Annotated in this window: 19 protein-coding genes and 1 pseudogene; 7 read left to right on the top strand and 13 right to left on the bottom strand. The window is 38.3% G+C overall.

The features are described 5' to 3' along the window. Window positions 1-26 precede the first annotated feature (26 nt). Window positions 27-1,235 (bottom strand): MFS transporter, encoded by a 1,209-nt coding sequence (locus N178_RS00005; RefSeq protein WP_045289411.1) that lies wholly within the window; start codon window positions 1,233-1,235, stop codon window positions 27-29. Between the two features lie 399 nt (window positions 1,236-1,634). After that, complete coding sequence (locus tag N178_RS00010; RefSeq protein ID WP_045289413.1) at window positions 1,635-2,690, bottom strand: tartrate dehydrogenase; 1,056 nt, start codon at window positions 2,688-2,690, stop codon at window positions 1,635-1,637. Window positions 2,691-2,897: 207 nt separating this feature from the next. On the opposite strand from N178_RS00010, the pseudogene N178_RS00015 reads away from it, so the two are divergent. Next, window positions 2,898-3,574, top strand: a pseudogene (locus N178_RS00015) (GntR family transcriptional regulator). Between the two features lie 12 nt (window positions 3,575-3,586). On the opposite strand, the gene zwf reads toward N178_RS00015, so the two are convergent. Then, window positions 3,587-5,086 (bottom strand): glucose-6-phosphate dehydrogenase, encoded by a 1,500-nt coding sequence (zwf, locus tag N178_RS00020; protein WP_045289415.1) that lies wholly within the window; start codon window positions 5,084-5,086, stop codon window positions 3,587-3,589. Window positions 5,087-5,211: 125 nt separating this feature from the next. Then, window positions 5,212-6,123, bottom strand: coding sequence for an AEC family transporter (locus N178_RS00025; protein WP_045289416.1), 912 nt, complete (start codon window positions 6,121-6,123; stop codon window positions 5,212-5,214). Between the two features lie 256 nt (window positions 6,124-6,379). Here N178_RS00025 and N178_RS00030 point away from each other — a divergent pair, with 256 nt between their 5' ends. Both N178_RS00030 and N178_RS27715 read left to right on the top strand, forming a co-directional pair. Beyond that, window positions 6,380-7,897 carry a peptide chain release factor 2 gene (locus N178_RS00030; RefSeq protein ID WP_045289418.1) on the top strand — a complete coding sequence of 506 codons (1,518 nt, stop codon included), beginning with the start codon at window positions 6,380-6,382 and terminating at the stop codon, window positions 7,895-7,897. 51 nt (window positions 7,898-7,948) lie between these two features. Next, window positions 7,949-8,074: a hypothetical protein gene (locus tag N178_RS27715; protein ID WP_272946302.1), complete on the top strand. Its 126-nt coding sequence runs from the start codon at window positions 7,949-7,951 to the stop codon at window positions 8,072-8,074. A gap of 145 nt (window positions 8,075-8,219) precedes the next feature. On the opposite strand, the gene N178_RS00035 is transcribed toward N178_RS27715, so the two are convergent. Continuing rightward, window positions 8,220-8,909, bottom strand: a complete 690-nt coding sequence (locus N178_RS00035; RefSeq protein ID WP_237758366.1) for a DUF421 domain-containing protein — start codon at window positions 8,907-8,909, stop codon at window positions 8,220-8,222. A gap of 136 nt (window positions 8,910-9,045) precedes the next feature. Between N178_RS00035 and N178_RS00040 the strand changes: the two genes are divergently transcribed. Further along, window positions 9,046-9,675: an NUDIX hydrolase gene (locus N178_RS00040; RefSeq protein WP_052942361.1), complete on the top strand. Its 630-nt coding sequence runs from the start codon at window positions 9,046-9,048 to the stop codon at window positions 9,673-9,675. A gap of 4 nt (window positions 9,676-9,679) precedes the next feature. Here N178_RS00040 and N178_RS00045 read toward each other — a convergent pair whose 3' ends face one another. The 4 genes from N178_RS00045 to N178_RS00060 form a co-directional block, all read right to left on the bottom strand. Further along, on the bottom strand, window positions 9,680-10,078 hold the full coding sequence (locus N178_RS00045; RefSeq protein WP_028413673.1) for a PaaI family thioesterase: 399 nt from the start codon (window positions 10,076-10,078) through the stop codon (window positions 9,680-9,682). Window positions 10,079-10,189: 111 nt separating this feature from the next. Further along, a complete protein-coding gene (locus N178_RS00050; RefSeq protein ID WP_045289425.1) occupies window positions 10,190-12,343 on the bottom strand; it encodes a DNA topoisomerase III in 2,154 nt (717 codons plus the stop codon). 264 nt (window positions 12,344-12,607) lie between these two features. Continuing rightward, window positions 12,608-13,906, bottom strand: a complete 1,299-nt coding sequence (locus N178_RS00055; protein ID WP_045289427.1) for an arsenical efflux pump membrane protein ArsB — start codon at window positions 13,904-13,906, stop codon at window positions 12,608-12,610. 15 nt (window positions 13,907-13,921) lie between these two features. Then, window positions 13,922-14,272, bottom strand: coding sequence for an ArsR/SmtB family transcription factor (locus N178_RS00060; RefSeq protein WP_045289429.1), 351 nt, complete (start codon window positions 14,270-14,272; stop codon window positions 13,922-13,924). Window positions 14,273-14,743: 471 nt separating this feature from the next. Between N178_RS00060 and N178_RS00065 the strand changes: the two genes are divergently transcribed. Further along, a complete protein-coding gene (locus tag N178_RS00065; RefSeq protein WP_052942366.1) occupies window positions 14,744-15,253 on the top strand; it encodes a hypothetical protein in 510 nt (169 codons plus the stop codon). A 72-nt stretch (window positions 15,254-15,325) separates the two neighbouring features. After that, a complete protein-coding gene (locus tag N178_RS00070; protein WP_045289431.1) occupies window positions 15,326-16,027 on the top strand; it encodes a hypothetical protein in 702 nt (233 codons plus the stop codon). Window positions 16,028-16,195: 168 nt separating this feature from the next. Here N178_RS00070 and N178_RS00075 read toward each other — a convergent pair whose 3' ends face one another. Next, window positions 16,196-16,978, bottom strand: a complete 783-nt coding sequence (locus tag N178_RS00075; protein ID WP_045289433.1) for a YibE/F family protein — start codon at window positions 16,976-16,978, stop codon at window positions 16,196-16,198. Continuing rightward, window positions 16,975-17,967: a YibE/F family protein gene (locus N178_RS00080; RefSeq protein WP_045289881.1), complete on the bottom strand. Its 993-nt coding sequence runs from the start codon at window positions 17,965-17,967 to the stop codon at window positions 16,975-16,977. Before N178_RS00080 ends, N178_RS00075 begins: the two co-directional genes overlap by 4 nt. Before the next feature lie 526 nt (window positions 17,968-18,493). Here N178_RS00080 and N178_RS00090 point away from each other — a divergent pair. After that, on the top strand, window positions 18,494-19,084 hold the full coding sequence (locus N178_RS00090; protein WP_045289436.1) for a peptidoglycan-binding domain-containing protein: 591 nt from the start codon (window positions 18,494-18,496) through the stop codon (window positions 19,082-19,084). A 224-nt stretch (window positions 19,085-19,308) separates the two neighbouring features. On the opposite strand, the gene N178_RS00095 is transcribed toward N178_RS00090, so the two are convergent. Together N178_RS00095 and N178_RS00105 are read right to left on the bottom strand one after the other, a co-directional pair. Then, complete coding sequence (locus tag N178_RS00095) at window positions 19,309-19,629, bottom strand: 2Fe-2S iron-sulfur cluster-binding protein (protein ID WP_029714556.1); 321 nt, start codon at window positions 19,627-19,629, stop codon at window positions 19,309-19,311. A 596-nt stretch (window positions 19,630-20,225) separates the two neighbouring features. After that, window positions 20,226-21,533, bottom strand: a complete 1,308-nt coding sequence (locus N178_RS00105) for an MFS transporter (protein WP_045289440.1) — start codon at window positions 21,531-21,533, stop codon at window positions 20,226-20,228. Window positions 21,534-21,639: the final 106 nt, after the last annotated feature.

The raw sequence follows: 21,639 nt of genomic DNA on the forward strand, positions 1-21,639 counted from the left end.
AAAGAGCACGTCTTTTTTTATTTATGTTATTTTCCTAATGACTCATTTTGAGAAATAATACGCTGCTTCTGGCTTTTTCGGCCGTGCAATACAAGGTATACTGCTATAGCTAAAAGAGCAATAATGGAACAGAACATATACATTCCTTTGTACCCGGCTGCTGTGGACAGAATACCTAGCAAAAAGGACCCTAAGCCCATTCCAGAGTCAAAAAACACAAAAAACGTAGCTGTGGCAACACCTCGGCGATGAGGAGAAGCTTTTTTTACAGCAATGGATTGAAAACTTGATGTAATCGTTCCAAAGCCTAATCCAATCAATGCTCCAGCTAATAAAAATACCCAGCTTGTTGTCGCTTGGCTAAGCAAAAAGATACCGATAGCTAGAGATAAAATTGATGGATATACCACGCTGTTTTCTCCGTATTGGTCAAACCATTTTCCAGTAAAAGGTCTAGAAGCTAATAAGCACACCGCGTATACAACAAAGAAAAAGCTTGAAGCTTGCGTAAAGCCCATTTCTTTTGCATAAATAGACACAAACGAAATAACACTTGCATATGAAAAAGCTACCACAAGGCCAGCAACAGAAATAGGCAGCGAACGGTATTCAAAAAACGCCGCAAGACCTTTAGCTGGCTGTATTTCATTTGTTGCAGAAGAAGCTTGCACCTCGGGTACACGAAGTACTAGACTGCATACTACTGCTAAAACAGAAGATACAACCGCAACGGTAAAGACCGCTGTATGACTCAAGCTATTTGTTAACGTTAATCCTACAAACGGACCCACTACCATCGCTAAGTTCATGAACGTCGCATAGTACCCCATCCCTTCTCCTTTTCTCTGTTCTGGGATTACATTTGCAACAATTGCCCCTGTAGCAGTTGTGCTCATTCCAAAACCAATACCATGAAGCACACGAAGCAGCAGCAGCGCTGATAATGAGTGGATATTCATATATAGAATAGAACCAATTAAAAAGATGAAGACACCTATTAACAGGACTTTCTTTTGTCCTAATGTTGTCATCCACTTACCGGCTAGCGGCCTGAACACAATACCGGACACTAAAAAGATTGTCACAATTAGCCCTAGGCTTTGTTTGCTTGCATGAAGTTCATCTGTTGCAAACAGCGGCAATGTGACAGTTAACATATAAAAAATGACAAAAACAAAAAAGCTAGTCAGTGAGACCGCTAAAAAATCTTTTGTCCATAATTTCGATTTCTGCATGATTTTCCTCCTTTTATCTTTTCATTCGTACCTATTTATTAAAACAAACTAAAGCATAGTCCAGAAATAATATGTATACGAATTATATTAACTCAAACTATTATAGGGTTCATATATGTAAGTGTCAACATGTATTTATCGATTTTGATTTCCATGCAAAACTTCGCTTTCCGCGGGCCGGCGCTGAGCCTCCTCGTCGCATACGCTCCTGTGGGGTCTCACCTGCTCCGCTTTTGCCGTAGGAGTCTTCGCCTTATCCTCCAATCAACTGCTAGAAAGACCTACACACATGAAACCTACGTTTACCACAAAAAAACAAACCATGAATCAAACACTTTGATTCATGGTTCGTTTTTCACTTCGTCTAATATTCTTTTGTCCTAGCCTCTTTTAGAACCTTCACTTCTTTAAATGAGAAATAATTTGATCCGTTACTTCACTAGTAGTTGCGCTGCCTCCAACATCTGGTGTAACAATTCCCGATTCCGTGACTTGTTCAATAACCTCTAACAAATGACTGCCTAATTCTTGCTCACCAAAATGATCCAACATCATTTTTGCCGTCCAAATCTGTCCGATTGGGTTTGCAATTCCTTTTCCGACAATATCAGGTGCAGACCCGTGCACCGGTTCAAACATCGAAGGATATCTTCCATTTACATTAATGTTTGCAGCAGGAGCAACGCCGATACTCCCCATAATAGCAGCTCCGATATCTGTTAAAATATCTCCAAATAAATTGCTTGCCACAATGACATCAAAACGACTTGGATTTGTGACGAAAAAAGCCGCCAGCGCATCGATATGCTGTGAGTCTGTTTCAATATGCGAATAACTCTTTGCAACATCTTGAAACACTTCGTCCCAAAACGGCATGGAATGAACAATTCCATTTGACTTCGTTGCGCTTGTAACCCTTGCTTTTCTTTTAGAAGCTAATTCAAATGCATAGCGCATCGCTCGTTCTGTTCCTTTTCGAGAAAAAACCGCATTTTGAATCGAAATTTGATCTTCTCCTTGATAAATCCGGCCTCCTACTTCACTGTATTCCCCTTCACTATTTTCACGAACAACGATTAAATCAAAGTCTTTTGGGTTCGTTAGTGGAGATGCAATGCCTTTTAGCCTCTTGGCCGGACGAATGTTAATTACCTGCTGAAATTCTCGACGAATCTTAATGAGCAGACCCCATAGCGACACGTGGTCTGGCACAAGATTTAAATTTCCTACGGCTCCTAAAAAAATTCCGTCAAAGTCCTGAAGCTGTTTTAGCCCATCTTCAGGCATCATTTGTCCATACTTCAAATAATAATCACAGCTCCAAGGAAATTCTGTAAATTCAAATTTTACTCCTCCGTGAATATCTGCAATCGTATGAAGAACTCTAACCGCCGCTGGAACAACTTCTTTCCCTACTCCATCTCCTGGTATGTTAGCTATTTCTAACGTTTTCATCAAAAATCCCCCTGCGTCTTTTATGTAAAAAATTATCGGTCGACCGTCGACTGATATGATCTATTTGATTATACGTAAAAATAACGCTTTCATCAAGAAAATTCTGAATATATTCATTCTCTTCAAAAATTCAAAATTATTATGACTCTTATGAACAAGCGTATTATAATTAGGAAATAAATGATTATAAATAAACGAGGTATATCAATGAATAATTTTGATTTACATAAGCCGTTACCATACTATCTTCAATTTTATGAAAAAATTAAGCAAATGATTGTGAACGGTGAATATGAAGCGGGTCAGCGAATCAATGAAACCCAGCTAGCTAAAGCATTTGGGGTCAGCCGCTCTCCCATAAGAGAAGCAATGCGTTTATTAGAGAAAGATGGCCTTTTAGTTGCAGATCAAAAAACAGGCTTTATTGTTTATTCACTGTCTACTGAAGACGTAGAAGAAATTTACCAAATCCGTACCGCTTTAGAGTCTTTAGCCGTTGAGCTATGTATCACTCGCGCTTCCGATGAAGAGCTCTTTTCATTGAGCAGCTGTTAGAAAGAACGGCTGAAGAAATAAAGCAAGGAGCCGAAGATTCTAGGCTTATCGAACTAAATGAACGTTTTCATCAGCTGATTCTTCAATACAGTCATAATAAACATTTAAAAAAACAGCTTGATAGCGTAAATGTATTGATTTATTTTTGCCGCGTGCTTAATTTTAAAGGCAAAGGACGAGCTGCTGAGATTTTAGATGATCATCAACAAGTGTTCACCTTTATGAAAAAACGCAGTTTAAAAGCTGTTGAACATATGCAAAAACATTTACATCATGATCTTGTTCATTTACAAAAACGTTTAACCATCAAAAGCGCCTCTTTAAAATAAGAGGCGCTTTTTTCAAATTGGCAAAAACACTCCAGGTGCTTCCCCATGCTCATCGTCATCGAGCCACCATTTAAAGCCTTCTTGTGCAACTAATTTTTGCGCTTCTTCAGGGCCTTGTGAACCGGATGGATATTCATAAAGCGGCAGCATGTCAGCCTCAAATGCATCTAATACAGGCTGCACCCATTGCCAAGATAGCTCAACTTCTTTCCAATGCGCAAAAAATGTGGAGTCGCCGATTAATGCGTCGTAAATGATTCGTTCATATGCCTCCGGCACACTTTCTTCTTCCCTTGAAAACGTAATACGAACCGGCTCAATAACGCCATTTTTTAATGGATTTTTGCTGTTAAGCTGCAAAGCGACGTTTTCGCTTGGGCTAATTTCAATAATAAATAAGTTTGGTGCTACTTTATCATAAGGAGTTTCATACAGACCTTTTAAAGAATCTTTAAATTCTATGACGATACGAGTTGATTTTTCTTTCATTCGCTTGCCCGTTCGAATATAAAAAGGAACACCTTTCCAAAATGGATTATCAATCCATAAGCGAGCTGCTACGAACGTGTCATTTTTAGAGTCTCCTTCTACGCCGGGCTCTTCTTTGTATCCTCTAACAGATTTGTGATCAATTTCTCCGCTTCCATATTGTCCCCGCACAACGTCGCGAGCTACTTCTTCCGCTTGGATTTTTCTTAGTGACTCCATGACTTTTTGCTTTTCTTCTAAAATGTTTTCTGAGCAAATTCGTTTTGGAAGATGCATAGCTGTCATCATGAGAACCTGCAGCATATGATTTTGAATCATGTCACGTATGGCCCCTGTATGATCATAATACCCTGCACGATTTTCAACACCGACTGTTTCACTTGCCGTAATTTGCACATTTGCAATGTGTTTGTTATTCCACAGCGATTGCAGGACGGGGTTCGTAAATTCAAGCGCTTCTAAATTTTGTACCATCGGTTTACCTAAATAATGATCAATTCGATAAATTTCTTCTTCTTTAAACGTACTGCTTAGCTTTTCATTAAGCTCTCTTGCTGAAGCAAGATCATGTCCAAACGGCTTCTCAATCATAAGACGCTTCCAGCCTCCAGTTTGATCCAAGCCGCTTTTTTTTATATGCAGAGCAATTACATCGAAGTATTCTGGTGCTACGGACAAATAAAACAAACGATTTCCTTTACTTCCTTGATTTGTTTCTTGCTCATTCACAACCTTTAATAGCTGTTTGTAATCTTCTGTTTTGCTTGCGTCTACTGCTTGATAATGAAAAAGGGACAAAAATTCTTCTTCGTTACTTTCCATTTTTCGTCTCGAAAAATCGTTTATAGATTGCTTTACACGCTCTTTAAAATCCTCATGAGACATCTGCTCGTACCCTGATCCAATAATAGAAATAGCATCAGGGAGCTTTTTGTCTGTAAATAAATTATAAAGAGCGGGAAAGATTTTTCTTTTTGCTAAATCACCCGTTGCGCCAAATAAAACAAAAGTTAAGGACTCCACGTTTTTTCCTCCCGTCAGGTTGTATGTATGATGGATTTTCTCTTCTCCTAGCTTACCTCTGTTTATTTGGGAATATCCTTTTTTCATCAAAAAGGACGCTCACAAGTGCGAGCGTCCTTTGTTATTCACATTAAAATATTTGTCATTCCCCACAGCAGCAAAAAGCTCAGCAGAATCGTCATATTTGAAACGGTTCCGACAAATTTTTGATCGTATTTGAATTCTACTGCGTAAGGTAAAACTGATCCCGCTACGGGTAGAATGAAGCAAACTAAGATTGTATACCGGAACATATCTTCAAATGGAAGCAAGAAAAACAGCGCAATTCCTACGCCAAGTCCGATCACATAGCGAATGCTTAAAAACATGATAATTTTTTTCAAGTAGCTTTTTTGGAACGAAAAATTTAAATATACGCCTAAAAGCAAAAGAGAAAGCGGCATATTCGCTTTAGAGATAATACCTGAGACGTCTAATACATATGCTGGTAAATGAATACCTATAATCGCAAGAAGACAAATAATTACATAGGTAAGAAGCGGCATCGATTTTAATACTTTGTATAAAATCTTTTTAAATTCAATGTCAATATCATCCCCTGAATAGTAGCTGCCAATTACATAGCATAAAACAAAAATAACAAAAGCATTTCCGACATCAAACATACCAAAGTATTTAAGCCCTTCTTTTCCCCAAATGCCTTCTACTAACGGATAAGCAAACATTCCAATATTAAACCCTGGAATCATCATCGTTAGCATACCTTTCACTTTTCGCTCATCTTTTCGAAAAACAAAAACTCCGACAGCAGCTAACAGCAAGCCATAGACAATCCCAATAACTAACAGTAAAATAAGCGATCCATCAATTTTAATACTGCTGAATGTAACGATAATCAAGCAAGGCATTGTAATATTAAAAATAATTCTTGCTAACGCTTCCCCGTCTTTTTGCTGAAGGAGGTTTGTTCGTTTTAGTATGTATCCCAATAGAATAATTGTAATGGAATACAAAAACTGACTGTTAAAGCTACTCATAGACCTACTCCCTTACCTTCTTTTATACTTATTTAATCGATTGTTTTACCCTGTCTTTTTTAATCCTTGTTTCATTATAATATAAGCAGCCTAAAAAGAAACTAGAGAATTGGATGCACTTTACCTGTTTGTTAGACAAAAACAGCTTAGTAACAAACGAAAAAACTTTCTTCTAAATTGATTTTAAAACAGGACATTTTTCTTTTTTATGGAATTTACTTAAAAGGTATGAGTATTTTTATGAGGAGGAAAAAACGTGAAACGAAAAATGATAGCGTTTACTTTTTCTGCTGCTCTTTGTTTTTCCGCTTCAGGATCTCTTGCTGAAGCTGCTAACAAAACAAATGTAATTCCAAATGCTGATCAATCAGCAGAAACCTATTTTGACGGAGCGAACGGGAACTGGCTGACGACTAAAAACCCGGCTCAATATCAGCAGGCTACGCTCTATGGAAACATCGGGCTTACTCCTTATAACTGGGGAAAAGCTGAAAATGAATCAGGCTGGTATCGAATCAATCAGCCAGCTGCGGTTAAAGGAACGCAAGTAAATGGAATTTTTGAAGACGCTCAGTTCGTCATCCGGGTTCCTGATAACTGGAATGGAAAACTTGTGGTAGCAGGCATTCCTGCTACGCGTAACGAAACGTCCATCGATTTATTATTCAGCGATTACGTTCTTAAAAAGGGCTATGCGTTTGCTGCAATTGATAAAGGAACACAAGGAGAAAGTGATCCTACCGATCCTTTTGCTAAAGTAAAAAATGCACTTGCCAATGAAGACGACAGCGTAGCAGAATGGAATATGCGCTATCGCCAAATGACAAAAGCAGCCCAGCAATATCTGACTACTCATTATTCGGACAAACTAATCGACCCGGCCAATCGAAAAAACCCTGCAAGCGATTTGATTCGAAACGATCATAAAGTACCAACATATGCAATTGGCATTTCAAACGGTGGATATGTCGTCAGATACGCACTTGAGCACGATGATCCAAAACAAACAAAAGAGCCTCGTTTATTTGATGGAGGCGTCGATTGGGAAGGCGTATTGTGGAGTGCAAAAGCGCCAAATTTAATCAGTTCACTAACACCTGTTGTCAACAACGCAGAAGAAGCGCTGTACGGAACGGGAAAAGAGCAGAAAAAAGCGATTAAACAAATGTATAAAGCCGGCCTTCCGAAAGGATCAGAAAAACTATGGAATTATCATGATCAAGTGTACTGGGCGATCACTTTAAATATTTACCGTGATCACTTTGATCCAACAGCTCCCGGAAGAACAAACTGGCACAACTACTTAAACTTTACTTCATCAGGCCTACGGGACCGCTCATGGGACTACATCTTTGAAAATTATCGCTACCAAACCCGACCAAAAAGCGTAAAAGAAAATGTAGCAAAAGTAGAAAATACAGGTGATATCGATGTACCTCTTATCAGTATGACCGGCTCTCTCGACTCACTTATCTTCCCGTCTATTCACGCGGAAGGCTATGAAAAACTCGTTAAAAAAGCTGGCAAGGCAAATCTTCATCGCCTTTATACCGTAAAAAACGGAAATCACGTTGATAGCTTAGTGTGGAATAAACAAACGGATCCAAATCAAGAGCTTCAGCCCCTGCTTCCATATGCTCATCAATCTTTTGATTTGTTAGTAGACTGGGTAGAAAATAAAAAAGCAGCGCCTGCAAGTAAAGATATTAAAGCACCAAAAGACAGCCTTAAAGTCATCGACATAAAATCTGAACGAGAAGTAGATCCCCGCTGAGGCTGAGATATAACGAAATGAATCCAGCCTAAAGGCGAACAAATGAGATACATGAGCTGGACTGCTTGTGACACCGCAGTTGATTTTCGTGCAAGGCTTCGCTTTCCGCGGGCGGCCGCTGAGCCTCCTCGTCGCTTGCGCTCCTGCGGGGTCTCACCTGATCCGCTTTTCCCGTAGGAGTCTTCACCTTGCCCTCCAATCAACTGCTAGGGGGAACGAAACAGATAAAACTATACTTACCATCACAAAAAAACGAACCACTAATCAACATGTTGATTAGTGGTTCGTTTTTCACTTAGGCTAAAATACGTTTGTCCTAGCCTCAGTCTTCATAATAATCAAGATACAAATGGCCTGTTGAGTCTGCTTGCCCTAAAAATACCTTATCGACTTTGGCACCTTTCTTTTTAAGCTGCTCTTTAACCCACGCTACGCTATATCCCAGCTCATGAACCGCTTCTTTCATTATATTTCCGTCCATGATAATCGTTTGAGGTAATCGTGTCGCCTCTCCTTTTATTAATAAATCTTCTCTCGTAACGTTTTGCTTTTCTTTTTTTAACAGCACGCTTAATTCGCCGTTTGTTTCCAGCATGGCAAAAGCGACGTCTTCCACATAAAAAATGTCTTTTTTCCGAAGCTGCTCCATGAGCTCATCTACTGTATATTTTTCTTTTTTTACATTTTCCTCAAGGATTTTTCCTTCTTTAATGAGGATCGTTGTCGTGCCTTCCACCGCTTTTCGAAAGGTGATGCTTTTTAACGATATGTTTGAGACAACAATAAGAAATGATGCCCAAACTAAAATTGCTACTACGCCATGACTTGCCTGTAAATCTACATCCATTGAAATTGTTCCTGCAATATCTCCAATTGTAATGCCAACGATATATTCAAAAAAAGAAAGTTTGGATAACTGTTTTTTACCTAACAGCTTTGTAATAAAAAACAAACCAAGTAAAATCAACACTGAACGAAGTACTACTTCCATCCAATGATTCAACGCATGCACCTTCTTTACTAAAATTGATGTATCTTTTATTTTGTGCATATTTGTACGTATCAAAGCAGATTTTCATCTTCCATTATTTACATACCTTTCACGGCAGGTTAGAGTAGAAAGAAGTAGGAAACAAATTGGGGGACTTATGATGAACGATGAAGTGTTAACCATATTTAACGACCAACAGGATCGCATAGGAACAGCGTCTCGCAAAGAAGTTCACGAAAAAGGCTATTGGCACGAAGCGTTTCACTGCTGGTTTGTCAGCCGCGAAAATGATACAGACTATATTTACTTCCAAATTCGCAGCGAACAAAAACAAGATTATCCCGGCGCGCTTGATATCACAGCTGCCGGACATTTGCTTCATACAGAAACCGCTGAGGACGGTGTAAGAGAAATTCACGAAGAGCTCGGCGTCAACATTTCATTTGATGAATTGCTTCCTTTAGATGTCTTTAAATACGAAGTATCTCAGCCGCACTATATTGATAAAGAATTTGCACACATATTTTTATACCACAACTCTTATCCTCTTAGTGCTTTTACGTTGCAGCAAGAAGAAGTATCAGGACTTGTAAAAGCACCTTTTTCTAACTTTTGCGAACTATGGCTTGGAAATCAAACAGAACTTATCGTTGAAGGGATAACAAATGAAAAAGAGCCTATCCACCGTACAGCACATAAAAGTGAATTTGCTCCTCATCCCGAAGCTTATTATAAAACAATTATTGCATGTATTAGTCAGCAGCTGAATTCAGCAAAAAAAGCTTAGAATCCTAAGCTTTTTTTGCTGAAAAAATCATATATGTTGCACTGCCAAGCGCAACAAGCTTGCCGCTGCTGTCTTCAATTTTCACTTCTCCAACAGCAAGCGTTTTGCCGCGGTGAGACAGTGTAGATTTAGCAACTAAATAATCACCTATACCCGGCCTTGTGTAATTTACTTTTAACTCAACTGTACTGGCACTTTCCTCTTCAGAAAGAGAAGACCGCACAGCTGAACCAACCGCCGCGTCGATAAGCGTAGCAATAACGCCTCCATGAACCGTTCCTCTTCCCTGCAGAAGCTGCGGCTGAATCGTGATTTTTAACTCCGCATATCCTTTTTCAAGCAGCTTTTCTTCAATACCTATATAATCCCAAAACGGAATCATCCCTTTACTCGTTCGTTTCATCAATCTCATCCTTTGCATAAATAACTATGTAAGAAATTCTAGAAAGGCTGGAAAACTCCTGTTTTTTACATACAAAAAGCGCTTGCTCTTTAGCAAGCGCTTTTTATCCTTCTATTTTTCAAATAAAAACTGCACTTTATTTTCTTTCCATTCTAACTTAGCGTTAAAGGTTTTATCACCTTTTTTAAACCCTTCAATCAAATCTGTCTGTCCTTCGCTTAGCAGCTTTTTTAAATTAGCCTGCGTGACTGTTTTACCTAAAATCTTTTTTGATACGGTAAACGTGCATTTTGTTTTTGCATAGTTTGAGCATCCGTAAAAGGAGCCTTTATCGACTACTTTTCCATCGCAAAGCTTACATGAACCAAACGATTTAGAAGAAAAACCTTTACCTTTGCCCTTACCTTTTCGCTGAATGGATTCAGTATCGTATCCGCTGAAGTTCCACTTGCTTTCTGCTTCGACAGCATCTTCGATAATTTTAGCTGACAGCTTCTTTGTTTGTTCCATAAAGGCAGCGGCTGATGCTGTTCCTTCACCAATTTCAGCTAAACGCTGCTCCCACTTAGCCGTCATTTCTGGAGAAGCTAAAATTTTATCTCCAATCGCGTCAATCAATACCTTTCCTTTATCAGTCGCAAATACTTGGTTTTTTTTCACATCAATATATTTACGATCTTTAAGCATTGTAATGATTCCAGCGCGCGTAGCTTCCGTCCCTAAGCCTTCTGATTTTGCTAAAATCTTCTCAAGCTCGTCATTATCTAAATGCTTACCCGCCGTCTTCATCAGTGTAATCAATTGACCTTCCGTGTAGCGTTTTGGCGGCTGTGTTTTACCTTCTTTTACGTCTACTTTAACAACTTTACCTTCTTCACCTTCTTGGACATTCGGAAGGATAACATCATCGTCTTTCTCATTTTGAAAAATTACTTTGCGCCAGCCTTCTTGAATTTGCTGCTTTCCTTTTGAAATAAAGGCGGCTCGCTTTTCCACGAGTGTCGTAATGGTTGTATAGTCAAAAATCGCTTTTTCATAGTGTGCTGCAATTAGCCTTCTTACGACTAAGTCGTAAATTTTCTGTTCGTCTCCTGACAGTTTGCTCGGGTCCTTCACTTGTTCCGTCGGAATGATCGCATAGTGATCACTCACTTTTTTTGCATTTACATAGCGCTTATTTCCTAGAATTGAAGAGTACGGAAGCGGAAATAAATGTTCGTATTCAGAAAAAGCGCTCAGCTTTTCTAAAATCTCAGGAAACGTTTCTGCTTCACCTTCTGTTACGTAGTTTGAGTCTGATCTCGGATAAGAAACAATTCCTTTCTGATACAACCCTTGCAGCACATCAAGCGTCTTTTTAGGTGAAAACTTAAACGCTTTATTCGCCGTTGCTTGAAGTGATGATAGATTAAATAATAAAGGCGGCTGGAACTCTTTTCGCTCCGTTACGAGTTCATGAACTTCCGCGTCTTTTCCTTCGCAAAACTGAGCAATTTTATATGCCATCTCTTTTTCTTTGAGACGTGATTCTCCGTCTTGATGCCATTTGCCTTCATACTTCTTTCCTTCAATATCAAACTTAGCAAGCACTTCCCAAAAAGGCTCTGATTTAAAGTTATCAATTTCCTTTTCACGCTTTACAATTAAAGCAAGCGTTGGCGTCTGCACGCGTCCTGCTGAAAAAACATCTGACATGCCATGCTTTTTTAACAAAATGCTATACACCCGTGAAGCATTCATCCCAACGACCCAATCTGCACATGCTCTTGTATAGGCTTCATAATAAAGGTTGCGCGTATCGCTTTCATCTTTTAATTGTTGAAAACCATCATAAATGGCTTTTGGCGTTAAAGAAGAAATCCACAATCGTTTCATCGGCTTATGAACACCTGACAGCTGAATGATATTACGGACGATTAATTCTCCTTCGCGCCCCGCATCTCCCGCATGTATGATTTCTGTGACCGTCGGCTTTTTAAGCAATTTTTTTACCACTTGAAACTGCTTTGCTTTTGAGCGCGTCACTTCATATTGAAAACGGTCTGGAATCATTGGCAGCGTGTCAATTGACCACTTTTTCCACTCCGGCTTATAATCTTCCGGACTTACAAGCTGACATAAATGCCCCACTGCCCACGTCACATATGCTCCGTCTGTAAACACTTCATTCGGTGGAATCTCTAAATAGCCGTCGTGACGCTTCGGCTTGAACTGTGAAGCTAGCGTCGATCCTTGATCCGGCTTTTCTGCAATAATTAACTTCATGTATTTAATCACCTTACATTTCAAATTTCCATGTGAAACTTAGTCAGTTTTATTATTTTATCATAGAAAGAGCTGTTGGAGTATGAATGGGGAGAAAAGTAGTTTCAATGAGAAATACATATTCCATTTTAAAAGCGTGTCAGTGTCCGTTATAATTTTTCAATAAAAAAGCTGTAGATCATTTTCTACAGCTTCGATACACATCTGAATTTTTCTGGCACAGTCATTATCATATCGACTAAAACAAATCTCCTTTAGCACGCGTTATGAAATAATCAATAACCACATATACAAACCAACAAGCGTAATAAACAATGTCGGAATCGTTAAGATAATCCCCGTTTTAAGATACGTTCCCCAGGAAATTTTCACGCCTTTTGTTGACAGAACATGAAGCCATAAAAGCGTCGCTAAAGAGCCTATCGGGGTAATTTTTGGTCCTAAATCCGATCCAATGACATTTGCATAAACGAGCGCTTCCTTGATTGTTCCAGCTGCGTGTGTGGCATCGATTGCTAGTGCATCAATCATAACGGTTGGCATATTGTTCATAATCGATGAAAGAATAGCCGCAGTGAATCCCATACCGATCGTTGCTGCAAACAGTCCATGACTGGCCGTTGCTTGTATCACGTCAGCCAGAATTTCTGTTAAACCAGCATTACGCAAGCCGTATACAACAACATACATGCCGATAGAGAAAAAGACAATCGCCCACGGAGCTCCCTGTAACACTTTTTTTGTATGAACCGCTCGGCTTTTTTTGGCCATCATCAAAAATAGGATAGCGATAATACCTGCGATGATCGAAACAGGGACGCTAAAGAATTCTCCAATTAAATAGCCTAGTACTAACAAAACTAAGACAATTCCAGATAGCCGGAACATCTTTTCATCTTTGATGGCATCCACTGGCTTCTGCAAATCTGCTACATTGTATTTCTTAGGGATTCTTTTGCGAAAATACACATACAAGACCATAATACTTGCAAACAGAGAAACTAAATCTGGAACAATCATGCGTGATGCAAATTCAGAAAAGCTAATACCAAAGAAGTCGGCCGATACGATATTCACTAAGTTACTAACAACAAGCGGCAGCGAAGTTGTATCCGCAATAAATCCACTTGCGATAATAAACGGAAAAACCATTTTATCGTCGAACTTTAATGCCCGAACCATAGCTAAAACAATGGGTGTTAAAATCAAAGCTGCTCCGTCATTAGCAAATAGCGCTGCTACAACGGCTCCAAGAAGAGACACGTAAACAAACATACGCCCACCGTTCCCTCCTGCAGCTCTAGCCATATGAAGCGCTGCCCATTCAAAGAAACCAATTTCATCTAAAATTAAAGAAATAATAATAATAGCAATAAACGTAAGAGTCGCATTCCACACAATGCTGGTTACCTCAAGCACGTCTTGAAAATCAACAACGCCTGCCAGTAAAGCAAGAATAGCTCCCCCGCAAGCCGACCAGCCGATTGATAAATTCTTCGGCTGCCAAATGACAAAAATTAATGTTACTAAAAAAATCAATGATGCTAGTACAACTGATGCCACTTTTTAAACCTCCAATTATTCACAACAACTAATACGCAGTCCTTGTTTTTCTAGCTCTTTTAAACGTTTGTCCTGACTTGGTACAGATTCAAGTATGCCCAGAACAAATTCATAGTGCTGGCTTTCTTTATTAAGAGAATAAAAAACCCATTGCCCTTTTCTTCTTTCCTTCACAAGCTCAGCATCTCTTAATTTTCGTAAATGTTGACTAATTGAAGGTTGGCTAGCTTGATAGATACCTACGAACTCACACACACAGCATTCATTGTTCTCTATTAATTTCACCATCGAAAGCCTTGTTTTATCCCCCAATAATTTTAGGATGTGGGCTGCCTTTTCAATACTATCTATAGATTTTGTACTCATTAATGAACACCTCCTACTCCCTTTCAGCTGATGTATAATAATGGGCTTATGTATTAATGCTTCATTACTATAATTGATTTCTAACTGATTTACAATTTTTTAGTGAACAAAAAGTGATTTAGTAGTTGTTTAAGGATTTGATTTAAAGAAATTATTTTTTCCTACTAATTTAAGTCAAATCTAGCATACGATAATATAGGTATGTTTTCTCGTAAAAATGCTACTAATGTCCTTGGACAAACATACATACTTATTTTGTCTATTTGAATAAAATATAGAGAAAAATAAGAAAGGATGATTACGATTAAAAAACATTATTCCTATTATAATCCGCAAGATGGTAAATATTATGTAGACAAGCCTTACTCTCTTAGAGACAATAAAGTATCCCCCTCTGCTTCCCCTAAAATCCCTTTAAAAAATACAGCCGACAGAGCTTATAAAATCCCTGTATTCCTCAGCCACCCGTCTATGCTTAATACTACTCAAACAAGATTTCTTAATCGCTTAATCGATGAAATTGAACGTGCTCTTCTTTTCCCTCGCACACTTCCTGATACAGAGCAATATCCTAATAAAACGATAACAAGCGTTCGCCGAATGATACTCTCTAGCTATGGGTTGATCGCGGTGAATATGCAGCAAGTCTTCGCCAATTATACCATGACGAATATTCCCGGCGGTACACCTCCGCCACCATCATGGGAAGGCGCTCCATTTTTACAAATAGAGCCAAGCATGGGTTACCAACGAGGCCTGCCTTTACTTCTTATCAAAGAATCAGGTGTCAATAGTATAGGCGTATGGAATCCATCAGTAGTTCCGTTCTTTATCATTGAATGGGATTCTTCAAAGCCGCTTGATGAGTTTTTTAACCGTGTTGAATGGAGAGAAATATTTCAAAACTGGGTAGCTCAAGTACGAAATGGCTATTTTATTCAAACACAGCCTTCCTATCGATATGGCCCGGATGATCTATAGAAATTACTTCACGCGAAAAGTACTTTCGAAAGCTATTCTTATAAACAACGTTGAAATGTGAGGTGAATATAATTGACTCTAATTACTAGTGGGACATGCGTAGGAGTTCTATATCGAGCTAATGCCGGTTCATCATGCAGAAACGGGTACTGTGTTCATAATGGAAGATTAGTAGGCGGCGTCATAAGCTCAAATGGCGGTACCTTAACGGTTACAAGAAGCATCGATAACACAAAGTTACAGACCTATAATGGTATTCTTCTAAGTCACCGAGCCGTAAATCGAACGACAGGGCAAGTCACGCAGCAATATTTGTATTTTAGAAAAAATCAGTTAGAAAAAGTAGAAGTCACACCTTATACACAATATAGTGACCCTAGCTGTCAAAGAGAAAGTCATTACAACATCCCCGATGTTATCTACCCGGGTGAATGTGTAGGAATCAGATATCGGTCAGGAGATGAATGGCATATAGGAAACGGGCGATATCTATATTGGACAGGCCAAGTGAATCACTGTATATTTGATGAACGTCCGCAAAGTACAAATAGACAATTTTTACGGCAGATTTGGTACGTACACTGGATACTTGATCCAAACAATGAACGAAATATTATAACTCAAAAGATCTCTCGAGGACGTGAATCTCCAAGAGGTGAACGCAGAATTTATGCTTTTAAGAATCTGCTTCCAGCTAATGGTGAGACGGTCCTTGTAAAAGCTGCTTCTCCTGTAAATTCTGCTTCTTGGCCTTTTCGCATTATCTATCAGTAAGAAAAACAGATTGTAATCCTTAATGCTATTACAACTCCCATCCTCCGCCTAGTTTCCTCTCAAAATCCCACAAATAGGTCAAGGTCAATTTGAACTGCCCCTCCAATGGTTAACCATTGGAGGGGCAGTTTCTTATGACTTTTTGTTTTTATTTGTCCATACGCTTCTCTACTTTATTTTCTTGTACTGCTTCCCTTTTTCTCTTTTTTGTAAGAAAATAGAAGCGCTAATCCAAGAAGTAATCGGAATAATAATGGCTACACCAATGCCTCCGCTTAAAATAGAAATGACTTCTGCACAAAAGGTTTTTGAATTGATAATGTCTCCAAACGAATACGACAATCTCTTAAACCAGATAATTAACGTCAAATACCCGCCTACAAAGGCAAAATACAGTGTATTGGTTGTGGTGCCCAAAATATCTCTTCCGATTTTCAAACCAGAATTGAAGAGATTTTTTTTAGTTACGGACGGATCATGAACAAATAACTCATTCATAGAAGACGAAATAGATAGCGAAATATCAATGATCGCTCCTATGGCACCCATAATAATTGTACAAATGGCTATTTTAGCAAAATCAATGCCAACATAAAGTGAAAAAGCGTTAATTTCTTCTTCCTGTTCTTCTCCAAATCCTTGAATCATTGCATGATGTTCAATAATAAAAATAAAGAACACTAAAACAGCTAAGGTAATAATTGTTGAAACAAACGCAGCAAGCGTTTTATGATTGAATTTATTGATATAAAATAAATTAATGCAGCTAATGATTGTACAAGCTATCAACGTAACAACAATCGTATTTTTTATAGACAGCATAAAGAGAATGGTTAGAAAAATAACGCCAAAATTCAAGAACAAAGCAAGGAAAGATCTAATCCCTTTTTTTCCGCCCACAATACTCATCAGAATAAATAAAATAAGAGCAAGCAATAGTAAAACGTTCACTTTCTGTTCCCCTTCCTAAAAATAAAAAGAATCGAAAGATAGAGTGTAATTGGAATCGTTAAAACAATGCCAATGCTGCCAGTAAGAGCACGGATTAACTCCAAGGAGAAATTCATCGAAAACGTATATCCTAAAGGAGAGCCATTCTTTAAATAAAGAAGAACCATTGGGATTGTTCCGCTTATATACGAAAAAAATAAAATATTCGTCATAGCTCCCATAATGTCTCCGCCAATTTCCTTGCCCGATTTCAGTAAATCTTTGTGCGCTATCTCTTTATTCTTTTCATATAGTTCATAAACAGAAGAAGTAATGGTAATCGCTACATCCATGACAGCTCCCAATGATCCGATTAATACCTCACTCATAAATATTTTTTGAGGAGGAATCGTCACAAACTCCATTCCTTCATAATGAAGACCGTTCGAATCTGTTAGCTGCATGACGATGTAAGCAATTAATAGAGAAACAAATGTACCTATTAAAGTTGAAATAATTGCTACATGCGTTTTTTCTTTATTACCGCTTACTAATAACAAAGAAATAACCGTAAAAAGAACGACCGCAACAATACATACAGCTAGCAAGCTCACATTCCCTAGTGCTAGATATACATTGAGGGCCCCGATTAAAAGAACAATATTAATAAGTAAGCTGATAATTGAATAAAAACCTTGTTTTTTTCCAATCGCCAGCAAAATTAGTATAAATAAGCCCGCGACAGCGGTAACCTGCGTGTCCCGCTTCACTCCTTCAATCGTGCCGCTTAAAGCATGCTGTGAATTCTTTTCTAAGGAGACAAAAAGATCTGTTCCGACAGTATACTTTTGATCATAAGCACCTGAGTATGAGTACGTATTCTCTAAATGAATAAGCCTTCCTTTATATTTCCCGTTCATGATTTTAGCAACAATTTTTTGAGAATATACGGCATCTTTGTTGCGATTTAAATCAGTAGATTTGTTTTGTTCTACAACATTCGCCTTCACTACCTCGGCTATCGGTTTTTTATAAAGCGAATAATTATGGTTCGTTACTATTAGCGCTATACACAAACAGCAAATTCCTAGTATATAGAGAAAGATTTGTTTACGCGATAATTTATTAGACTTTTGCTTCGAAAAAAGATTCCTTATATGCTGGGAATACAGAGGTGACATCACATAATTCCTTTCTGGTTATTATTTGAAACGCAGGGCTTTTGAACATGAAGAGACTGCAAAGAGATCTAAATTCCCTTTGCAGTCTTTTCATTCATTTATTATGAGCGTTATAGAGCAAGACATACTCCAGGTACACAAGACGCTCAAACCTGCTGTTTTTCCCTTCCGTACTGTAACAGAGAAAAATGAAATTATAGTGAAAACATAGAACGATTTATCTACTTCACTAGTTTTTTATGACTATCTTATATAATCATAGGAATATAAAAACAAATAGAAAATTGTCTGCGCTATAATAAATTGACTTTATAGCTACTAATTAGTTATAAAGCTCATGAAAAGCGACAAATAGTTGCTAAAAACAAGGAGGTTATTTCATGTTAACGAAAAAACACTTGTCACACTTTCTACTCTTGCGCTTGCAACAACATGCGTAGCATTCAGCACTCCAACTAGTGAAGCAGCTGCTAAAGATACCTACTCAAAAAAAATTGAAGCTAAAGCAGAAACGAGGCCTACGCTTCGTAAAGGTTCTCACTCTAGCTACGTAAGAGACTTACAGCAAAGCTTAAAGGATGTGAAGTATAACACATCCGTTGATGGCATTTTCGGTACGCGAACGCAAAATGTAGTAAAAGAATTTCAAACCGATCACCGCCTGTCTCCAGATGGTATTGTTGGCCCCTTAACATGGGCAGCTTTAGATGAGAACAAGGTAGAAAGAAAGCAATTCCCTGTCAGCACGGCTATTACATTCGGTAAAAAAGAACTCGGTGACAACATTGTCTTTAGTACAGACGACCGCTTACGGAAAGATAACAACGATAAAGCTTACTATAGATTCGTAGCAAAAAATAAAGACTGGATGGATCAAGGGGGATCAGGTACCATAGGCTGGTATCATATTTACAAAAGTGGAGATGTGATTGAAGAATCCAATTAAATCTATTTACAGATAACGGTTCGAAAAAAGCCTTTATAATCACTCTTTTGAGTGATTTACTTCCCGCCTTACAGAATGCTAAAATTTAAAGGAATCATTCCGTAGGTATTTTACTTGAACAAGAACAGCTGTTACTCCCCGTCGCTGTTCTTGTTATTTTTTTAGATAAAAATACAAAAAACAGCATGTGAACATTCCACGCGCTGCTTTTTTCAATTACATGACTACTCTGCGGGTCGAGGTCCTGCTTCTTGTCCTGAACTTTCTACCGTTAGTATTGGCCGAACGGTGACATCTTCATTTACACGAATTTGGCAAGATAAGCGCAAATGATCTTCAATTGAACTTTCTGAGTATGCATTTTTCTCCGCGGTTGTTAAATCGCAATATTCTCCTTCGAGTACTTCTACTCTGCAAGTCGTGCATTTAGCTTTCCCGCCGCACCGATGAAGAATATTTATACCGTTGTCTTCGAGTGCCAAGACAAGCTTTTTCCCTTTTGCCACTTCAAAACTTCCGTACCCTAAAACGGTTACTCTTGGCATATATCTCCCTCTTTCCCTCTACTGTATCCAAGCGATTTGAATTACACTATATGCAATTTCTTTTTATTGCATGCCTAAGTTGTAATCCATTATTTCTACTGATTGCGACGTCTGTTGTACGTTACAGACCCCTTTTACATGCCTAGATCCAATTAAGAAGACCATCGTTTTGTAGTACAGCAACCAAAACGACAAGCCCAAGTATAATAACAGGTATTAGTGCCTTTAAAATTTGATACTTAGATAATTCTATGCGCTGAGGCTCCTTTAACAAATGGCTTTGATTTAACTCAGTATTGTTTTCACTTTCTTTATGATTCATGTTCCTCTGCCTTTCTATTTTTTATAGTGCGGTTCATATCTACTTCTGCTGAAATAACAAAACTAGACACAAGGTTTCTTCATAAAAACCAGCTTAACCTTTTTAAGAACATGCTATACTAACAATTCTATTTTAAAATAAGTCTCTATCATATGTTTCAAACAAACAAATTTACATTATTTCCCTTCTTAATAGCGTTTCTCACATCACTAAACGCACAAGCAAGGTCGTTATTTATAATCAAAAGTAAAACTCCATCACGAGTCATGGGGTTTTACTTCGTACGCTGGTTTTTTGGAATTTTAATTTGTTTAATATCTCCCAGCACATAAATATAAAAAATTAAGCCTAGCAACAAGACAATTCCCGCTACAATAAAGCTTAGATTAAAAGAACCTGTTTTATCTAAAAGATATCCCGTTAAAGCTGTAGCTATAATTCCTCCAAACAAATTATTAGCTAAATTAACGATAGAACTGAGAAGGGAAATAGACCCTGCAGGCGCAATTTCTGCAGAAATAGACCAGCCGATTGGTGCCGTTGCAGATATACCTGCCAGTCCAATCGAGATACAAATCATCGCTACGACGACACTATTGGTGAAAATAGAGCCTAAAAAAACAAATCCTAAGCATAATCCCACAACAATGATCGTGCGATATACTTTTTGACTGTTGTATCCTTTTTTTATAAGGTAATCAACAAGCCACCCGCCAACTAAAATGCCAGCAAATGTAGCAATTAGCCAAGGTACTGCCGTAAGCAGGCCCGATGACATTATATCCATACCGTATTTTTCTTTTAAAAAAGTTGGCAGCCACGTTAACAGTAAATTAAACGTATATCCATAGCCTGTAAACCCAATCATTAGCCCCCAAACTTTTCGATTCGCAAATAATACTTTCAAGGTATGTAAAAATTTTGATGTTTGCTCATCGTTTGCATTTAGATTATTTTCTTGAATATACTTCAACTCATCATCTGATATGCGTCTATGCTTTTCTGGCTTTTCGTAATAAAACCAAAACAGCAGCGTAAACAGCACGTTTATAATTCCAATGGATAAAAATGCTGTGCGCCAATCAAATTTGGTGATGAGAAACGCTACAAGAGGCGCGCCAAGTACATTTGAAAATTTGGCTGCTGAATCAAACAAAGAATTTGGTAAGCTTCTTTCGTTTGGAGGAAACCATAGCGACGTAGCTTTTGATGCTGCCGGAAATGCGGAAGCACTCATTATTCCTATTAAAAACCGGACAATATAGAGAAGAAGTTTTCCTTGCAAAAAAGCCATTGACATCGTTAATAAACTCCAAATCACCATACCGACTCTTGTTACCCATGCTACTCCAAACCGATCAAGCAAGCTCCCGGCAGGTATTTGCATGATCGTATAAGAATATGTATAAATAGAAAAGACAATTCCGAGCTCTGTTCCCGTTAAGTGAAATGCATCTTGTATTGCAGGAGCGGCCACTGACACCGCTACACGATCAAAATAGTTTAAAATAATCATACTGCTTAACAAAGATGAAATGAACCATCGTGTGCGTCCTGTTCGCTTTACTGTATGTTCACTCATAGCTAGCTCCTTTCATCAGTAGTTTGTTCGTTTTATTACCGTAGCATTCTACTTAATACCACAACTTCTTTTGAAAGAAACATGAGTTTTCTTCATACATCATGTA

This window comes from Priestia aryabhattai B8W22 (assembly GCF_000956595.1).
In the GTDB taxonomy this organism is placed as follows: Bacteria; Bacillota; Bacilli; order Bacillales; family Bacillaceae_H; genus Priestia; species Priestia aryabhattai.

Excerpts from the sequence above, each read along its gene's own strand:
- N178_RS00005 (WP_045289411.1), bottom strand. The coding sequence starts at position 1,235 with ATGCAGAAATCGAAATTATGGACAAAAGATTTTTTAGCGGTCTCACTG.
- N178_RS00010 (WP_045289413.1), bottom strand. The coding sequence starts at position 2,690 with ATGAAAACGTTAGAAATAGCTAACATACCAGGAGATGGAGTAGGGAAA.
- N178_RS00025 (WP_045289416.1), bottom strand. The coding sequence starts at position 6,123 with ATGAGTAGCTTTAACAGTCAGTTTTTGTATTCCATTACAATTATTCTA.
- N178_RS27715 (WP_272946302.1), top strand. The coding sequence starts at position 7,949 with ATGAGCTGGACTGCTTGTGACACCGCAGTTGATTTTCGTGCAAGGCTT.
- N178_RS00040 (WP_052942361.1), top strand. The coding sequence starts at position 9,046 with ATGATGAACGATGAAGTGTTAACCATATTTAACGACCAACAGGATCGC.
- N178_RS00045 (WP_028413673.1), bottom strand. The coding sequence starts at position 10,078 with ATGAAACGAACGAGTAAAGGGATGATTCCGTTTTGGGATTATATAGGT.
- N178_RS00050 (WP_045289425.1), bottom strand. The coding sequence starts at position 12,343 with ATGAAGTTAATTATTGCAGAAAAGCCGGATCAAGGATCGACGCTAGCT.
- N178_RS00060 (WP_045289429.1), bottom strand. The coding sequence starts at position 14,272 with ATGAGTACAAAATCTATAGATAGTATTGAAAAGGCAGCCCACATCCTA.
- N178_RS00065 (WP_052942366.1), top strand. The coding sequence starts at position 14,744 with ATGCTTAATACTACTCAAACAAGATTTCTTAATCGCTTAATCGATGAA.
- N178_RS00095 (WP_029714556.1), bottom strand. The coding sequence starts at position 19,629 with ATGCCAAGAGTAACCGTTTTAGGGTACGGAAGTTTTGAAGTGGCAAAA.
- N178_RS00105 (WP_045289440.1), bottom strand. The coding sequence starts at position 21,533 with ATGAGTGAACATACAGTAAAGCGAACAGGACGCACACGATGGTTCATT.